This is a genomic window from Isoptericola sp. NPDC055881 (assembly GCF_053615895.1).
Window position 1 is genome coordinate 1 of record NZ_JBSHCR010000142.1, and the last position, 2893, is coordinate 2893.

Below are 2893 nucleotides of genomic sequence, written 5' to 3' on the forward strand. Positions count from 1 at the left end.
TGTCGCCCCCCGCCGCCTCCCCCGCCGTGTTGTTTTTTGGGTTCTTTTCTCGGTGTCTGGGGGTCTTCTCCCGTCCCCTCATATTCCCCCCCCCCCAACGCTCGGGTGGGAGGTCAGCCCTTGACCGAGCCGATCAGGGCGCCCTTGACGAAGAACCGCTGCACGAACGGGTAGACGATCAGCATCGGCAGCGTCGCGACGAAGATGACGGCCATCTTCACCGACTGCGCCGGGGGGACGACGTCCACCGCGCTCTCGTCCGCGTTCATGCCGCTCGCCACGATGACGATCTGGCGCAGCAGCACCTGGATCGGCCACTTGGTGGAGTCGTTGATGTAGAGGATCGCGCTCTGGTACGTGTTCCAGTAGTAGACCGCGTAGAAGAGGCCGATCGTCGCGATCGACGCGAGCGACAACGGCAGCACGATCCGCAGGAACACGCCCAGGTCGGAGCAGCCGTCGATGCGTGCGGCCTCCTCCAGGCTGTCCGGGATGCCCTGGAAGAAGCTCCGCATGATGACGAAGTTGAAGGCGTTGATCGCCACCGGGAGGATCAGCGACCACAGCGAGTCGATGAGGCCCAGGCTGTTGACCACGATGAACGTGGGGATCATCCCGCCGCTGAACAGCATCGTGAACACCACGAGGAAGTTGATGACGCGGCGCCCCCGCAGGTAGCGCTTCGACAGCGCGTACGCCATCAGCGACGTGAGCAGCAGGCTCACGAACGTGCCCACCACCGTGACGAACACCGAGACGCCCATGGCCCGGAAGATCGTCGACGTCGACAGGATGTACCGGTAGGCGTCGAGCGAGAACGTGTGCGGGATCAGGACGAACGGCCGGGTCGCGAGCTCGCCCGGCGTCGCCAGCGAGCTGCCGAGCACGTTGATGAACGGCAGCACGCAGACCAGCGCGAACGCGGACAGGACGACGACGTTCACCACGCGGAAGACGCGCTGGCCCGTGGTGGGCCGGTGGATCCGGCCCTGATCACCGGGCCGGTCACCGGGCCGGCCCGTCCGGCCGGTGCGGCGGTCACCACCGGGGCGCGGTGCGACGAGGATCTTGCTCATGAGGTGCTCCCGGTCTCGGACAGGTGGTCGGCGGTCTGGTGGGGGCGACGCAGGGCGAACAGCCCGGCGGCGACGAAGAACAGGAAGGCGATCGGGTACAGCACGAGCTGGCTGCCGAACAGGCACGCGAGCCCGGCGGCGAGGAACCACCACCCCGTCGACCGGCGCGCGGGACGGCGGTGCGCGACGTAGATCCCGGCGGCGGCCACGAGCAGCACCACCACGAGGGTGAGGCTGAACCAGGCGGCCAGCGTCCGGGCGGCGTCGTAGGCGTCCGACGACGCCAGGTCGATGCCCGCGTCCGTCATCGCCGGGTACAGGGTGTCGAGGAAGGCCTGCTCGTCGGTCCGGTTGAGCACCAGCGCGAACCCCCCGAGGAAGATCGCCGCGCCGACCATGCCGACGACGGCGAGCCACGTCTCGGCCCGCCGGCGCACCGGGGGCGCGTCGTCACGCACCGCGAGGCTCGTCATCGACCCGCACCCCCTCGAGCCGCAGGTCCGGGCTTCCCTCGACCACGACGCCCGGCCCCTCGCAGCCCGTCACGCGCACGCGCGACAGGTCCGCGTCCGCGACGAAGCCGAGGTGGAGGCCTGCCCGGCGCAGCTCCGGGACGCCGTCCGCCATCGCCGGGACCCCGGGCACGGCGTCGGCGGCGAACGACACCGTGACGTCGTCGAGCGTGAGCTCCGTGAGCGGCTGCTCGGGCAGGCCGTAGAGGTAGCCGGCCGCCGCGTGCACGTCGCGGGCCGTGACGTGGGCCAGGTGGATGCGCCGGAAGGCGGGGGTGGACGGGCCCACGGGGTGCGGGTCCCGGTCCGCGACGTGCGGCTCCTTGCCGTCCGGACCGCAGAAGTAGAAGGGGTTGATCACGAACGGGCACATCACGCCGCGCATCACGACGTTCGTCACCCGCACGTCCTCGACCACGCCGCCCCGCCCGCGCCGCGACTTGATGCGGATGCCGCGGTCGGTGCCCTCGAAGACGCAGCTGCTGATCACGACACCGCGCACGCCACCGCTCATCTCCGAGCCGATGACGACCCCGCCGTGGCCGTGCACCATCGTGCAGCCGGTGATGGTGATGTTCTCGCAGGGCACCCGCCGCGGGTCGTGCTCCGTGCCCGCCTTGATGGCCACGCAGTCGTCGCCGACGTCGATGTGGCAGTCGCTGATCCGCACGTTCCGGCTCGACTCCGGGTCGATGCCGTCCGTATTGGGCGAGTCCGCGGGGTTGACGATGACGACGCCGGAGATCGTCACGCCGTCGCACCGCAGCGGGTGCACCGTCCAGCTCGGGGAGTTGGTGAGGCGCACGTCGCGCAGGGTGACGCGCTCGCAGTCGTGCAGCCCGACGAGGGTGGGGCGCGGGTGCGCGAGGCCGGCCCGGTCGTGCCGGAACGTGTCCCACCACGGACCGCCGCCGCCGTCGATCGTGCCGAAGCCCGTGATCGCCACGTCCGTCTCCCCCGCCGCGTACAGGCACGGCGAGTGGATCGTGGCCGGCGCGCCCTCCCAGCGCGCCTCGACCGGCGGGTACAGGGCCGGGTCGGGCACGAACTGGAGCACCGCGCCCGCCTCGAGGTGCAGCTCCACGCGGGAGCGCAGGCGCAGCGCCCCGGTGCGGTGGGTCCCGGCAGGCACCACCACGGTGCCGCCGCCGGCCGCGCCGGCGTCGTCGATCGCGGCCTGGAGCGTGGCCGTCACGAGGGAGTCGTCGAGGGTGTGCACGTGTGCCTCTCGCTGCTGCGGGGTGCTGTGAGCGGGCGTCTGGCCCCGTTCGGGGGTCCGGACAGGGCCAGACGCCCGCTCACAGC

General features: G+C 71.3%; 3 protein-coding genes. All 3 read right to left on the minus strand.

From position 1 onward, the window contains the following. Positions 1-113: 113 nt before the first annotated feature. On the minus strand, positions 114-1076 hold the full coding sequence (locus ACWGKI_RS20735; protein WP_452189562.1) for a carbohydrate ABC transporter permease: 963 nt from the start codon (positions 1074-1076) through the stop codon (positions 114-116). Beyond that, entirely contained in the window at positions 1073-1549 is a 477-nt protein-coding gene (locus tag ACWGKI_RS20740; protein WP_452189564.1) for a hypothetical protein, read from the minus strand. Before ACWGKI_RS20740 ends, ACWGKI_RS20735 begins: the two co-directional genes overlap by 4 nt. Further along, positions 1527-2893, minus strand: a 1367-nt coding sequence (locus ACWGKI_RS20745; protein ID WP_452189566.1) for a glycoside hydrolase family 28 protein, incomplete at its 5' end; no start/stop codon positions are given. The genes ACWGKI_RS20740 and ACWGKI_RS20745, both read right to left, overlap by 23 nt.

Coding starts and splice junctions, on each gene's coding strand:
- ACWGKI_RS20740 (WP_452189564.1), bottom strand. CDS start 1,549: ATGACGAGCCTCGCGGTGCGTGACGACGCGCCCCCGGTGCGCCGGCGG.
- ACWGKI_RS20735 (WP_452189562.1), bottom strand. CDS start 1,076: ATGAGCAAGATCCTCGTCGCACCGCGCCCCGGTGGTGACCGCCGCACC.